The sequence below is a fragment of the Arthrobacter sp. Y3223164 genome (assembly GCF_059091005.1).
In genome coordinates this window covers 1-2,828 of the sequence record NZ_JBNHGF010000355.1, presented here as the reverse complement: position 1 = coordinate 2,828, position 2,828 = coordinate 1, and the positions used below count along the sequence as shown (strand labels likewise).

Below are 2,828 nucleotides of genomic sequence, written 5' to 3'. Positions count from 1 at the left end.
GCCGGACCGCATGGCCCGCTTGCGCTGGGCGTTGGCGCCGGTGGAAGTGCCGCCGCCGTGCTGCGGCAGGTTCGCTGCCTGCTGCTGGGCCCGCAACTGCGGATCGACCGGTGCGGCCACCTCGCCCACCAGTTTCACCAGCAGGTCCGAGGACGCGGTGACGCTTTCGAAGGCTACGTCCACGCCGGCCGCCTTCATCAGCTTGCCGACTTCCAGCCGTTGTTCCGGCAGCGCCAGGGTCACGACGGTGCCGTCGGAACCGGCGCGGGCGGTACGGCCGGAACGGTGCAGGTACGCCTTGTGTTCGGTGGGCGGATCCACGTGGATCACCAGTTCCACCTCGTCCACGTGCACGCCGCGGGCGGCCACGTCCGTGGCGACCAGCACGCGCACATGGCCGGAGGAGAACTCGGCGAGGTTGCGGTCGCGGGCGTTCTGCGACAGGTTGCCGTGCAGGTCCACCGCCGGGATGCCGGCGGCGGTGAGGGCCTTGGCCAGCTTCCGGGCGTGGTGCTTGGTGCGGGTGAACAGCACGCGGCGCCCGGCTCCGGCGGCCAGCCGGTTGAGCACCTGCTTCTTTTCGGAGGCATCGCGGGTTACGAGCACATGGTGTTCCATGGTGGTGACCGCGGCCTGCGGGTCGTCCACGGAGTGAGTCAGCGGGCTGGACAGGTAACGCTGCACCAGCTTGTCAACGCCGTTGTCCAGGGTCGCGGAGAACAGCATGCGCTGCCCGCCGGCCGGGGTGGTGTCCAGCAGCTTCTTCACCACGGGCAGGAAGCCCAGGTCGGCCATGTGGTCGGCCTCGTCCAGGACGGTGATTTCCACCGATTCCAGCGTGATGATCTTCTGCTTCATCAGGTCTTCGAGCCGGCCCGGGCAGGCAATCACGATGTCGACGCCGGCGCGCAGCGCCTTTTCCTGGCGTTGCTGCGAGACGCCGCCGTAGATCACCGTGGTGTTCAGGCCCAGCTCCGACGCCAGCGGCTCAATGGTGGCATTGAGCTGGGTGGCCAGCTCACGGGTCGGCGCCAAGACCAGGCCCAGCGGGCGTCCGGGTTTGCGGAAATGGGCGGCCTCGCGCTCGGCCAGCCTGGCGACCAGCGGCAGCGCGAACGCGAGCGTCTTGCCGGAGCCGGTGCGGCCGCGGCCCAGCACGTCCCGGCCGGCCAGCGTATCGGGCAGCGTCTCGGTCTGGATGGGGAACGGGGCGTCGATGCCATCGGCAGCGAGCTTCGAAGCAAGGGCCTTGGGCACGCCAAGGGCAACAAAAGTAGTCATAAGAAAGTGAGAATGTCTTCCGGTCAGTGTCCCCGCGGCAGGTTAGCCCAGGGTCGCCGAAGAAAAATCAGACAGTGCCAACCGCCCGGACCTGTCCGGTCACGTCGTTAGACGGAAAGCGGCGGCGCAATTGAAAGCGTTCATCGACGCAGGGAAACGCGTCAAAGTGCGCCTCCGAGTAGCACCAGTCTAGCAGCACGTCCGGGCCGCCCGCGCACGGGCGATACTCTGGTGGGGATGACCAGCGACTCCCCCACCCCTGATTTTCCCGCGAACGACGACGGTGCGCGCCTCGCGCAGCCCACCCACCTCGCCCGTCCGGTCAGCTTTGTGCGCCGCGGATCCCGGCTGCAGGGCCGCCGCCAGCAGGCCTGGGACGAATACGGCCCCAGGTTCGCCGTGGACCTCCCGCGCCACGGCGGCGACACCACCGTGGACCCGGACTATGTCTTCGACGCGGCGGCAGCCTTCGGACGCGAGGCACCCCTGATGGTGGAGATCGGATCCGGCCTCGGGGAGGCCGTCTGCCATGCGGCGGAGCAGCACCCGGAGTGGAACTTCCTGGCCCTGGAGGTCTACCGGCCGGGGCTGGCGCAGACCCTGCTGCGGATCGGCCAGCACGGCCTGTCCAACGTGCGGGTGGCGCAGGTCAACGCGCCTGACGCCCTCGCGAGCATGCTGCCCGAGTCCTCGGTCGCCGAGCTCTGGGTGTTCTTTCCCGACCCGTGGCACAAGACCCGCCACCACAAGCGGCGGCTGGTGCAGGAGAGCTTCGCGGACCTCGCCGCCCGCGTCCTGCAGCCGGGCGGAATTTGGCGCCTGGCCACCGACTGGTCCGACTACGCGATCCAGATGCGCCGGGTGGCCGACGCCTCGCCGGACTTTCGCAACCTGCATGCCGGCGAGCGCACCGGCAAGGACAGCCCGCTGACCCAGGTCTGGGAAAGCGGCGTGGAAGGCGTGGTGGGCGGCGCCCCGGTGCGCGAAGGCAAGATCCCGGTCAGTACCGGAAATGCCAGCACCGGTGAAGGCATGGATGAGCACGGCGGCTGGGCGCCCCGCTTCGACGGCCGGACCATGACCAGCTTCGAGCAGAAGGCCCACGACGCCGGGCGGATGATCTTCGACCTGGCCTACCGCCGGAACTGATCCCCGCCTGAGCTAAACCGCACTGGACCCCGCGGGCTCAGTCCGTAACCACTGCCGCCAGCGTTGTGTCCGCCCCGTTGCGCAGCTCCACCTGGACAATCTCGTCGGTGGCCATGGCGCAGGCTGCGGTGAGCGTGGCGCGGCCCGCCGGCGTCGCCTGCCAAGAGGCCACCTGGTAGGTGTAGCCGGTGTCTCCTGTCACCCAGAGGGTGAGTAGTCCGTCCCGCGGCAGCTGCTCCCCCGCTACCTGCATCTCGGTGCCCCACGCCTTGTGCACCAGCGCCAGCTCCAGCTGCAGGCCGCCGTCGGCGGTCATCACATAACTCTCCGTCGCCGGCGGCTGCTGCTGCTGGGTCAGCAACGGCCCGATGGCCGCCCCGGCGACCAGGCACACGCCC

Annotated in this window: 2 protein-coding genes and 1 pseudogene; 1 reads left to right on the top strand and 2 read right to left on the bottom strand. The window is 69.4% G+C overall.

Features of this window, described 5'->3' with window-relative positions; translation table 11 throughout:
- The coding region (locus AC5RUJ_RS13950) for a DEAD/DEAH box helicase (protein ID WP_494156027.1) at nucleotides 1–1,281 on the bottom strand (1,281 nt) is incomplete at its 3' end.
- Nucleotides 1,282–1,518: 237 nt separating this feature from the next.
- Between AC5RUJ_RS13950 and trmB the strand changes: the two genes are divergently transcribed.
- The gene (trmB, locus tag AC5RUJ_RS13945; protein ID WP_494128919.1) at nucleotides 1,519–2,430 is read left to right on the top strand and encodes a tRNA (guanosine(46)-N7)-methyltransferase TrmB; all 912 of its coding nucleotides are present in this window, start codon (nucleotides 1,519–1,521) and stop codon (nucleotides 2,428–2,430) included.
- A gap of 37 nt (nucleotides 2,431–2,467) precedes the next feature.
- On the opposite strand, the pseudogene AC5RUJ_RS13940 reads toward trmB, so the two are convergent.
- Nucleotides 2,468–2,828 (bottom strand): annotated as a pseudogene (locus AC5RUJ_RS13940) (anti-sigma factor); the annotation flags it as partial.

What these genes read in the sequence shown, in the direction of transcription:
- trmB (WP_494128919.1), top strand. Translation starts at nt 1,519, where the DNA reads ATGACCAGCGACTCCCCCACCCCTGATTTTCCCGCGAACGACGACGGT.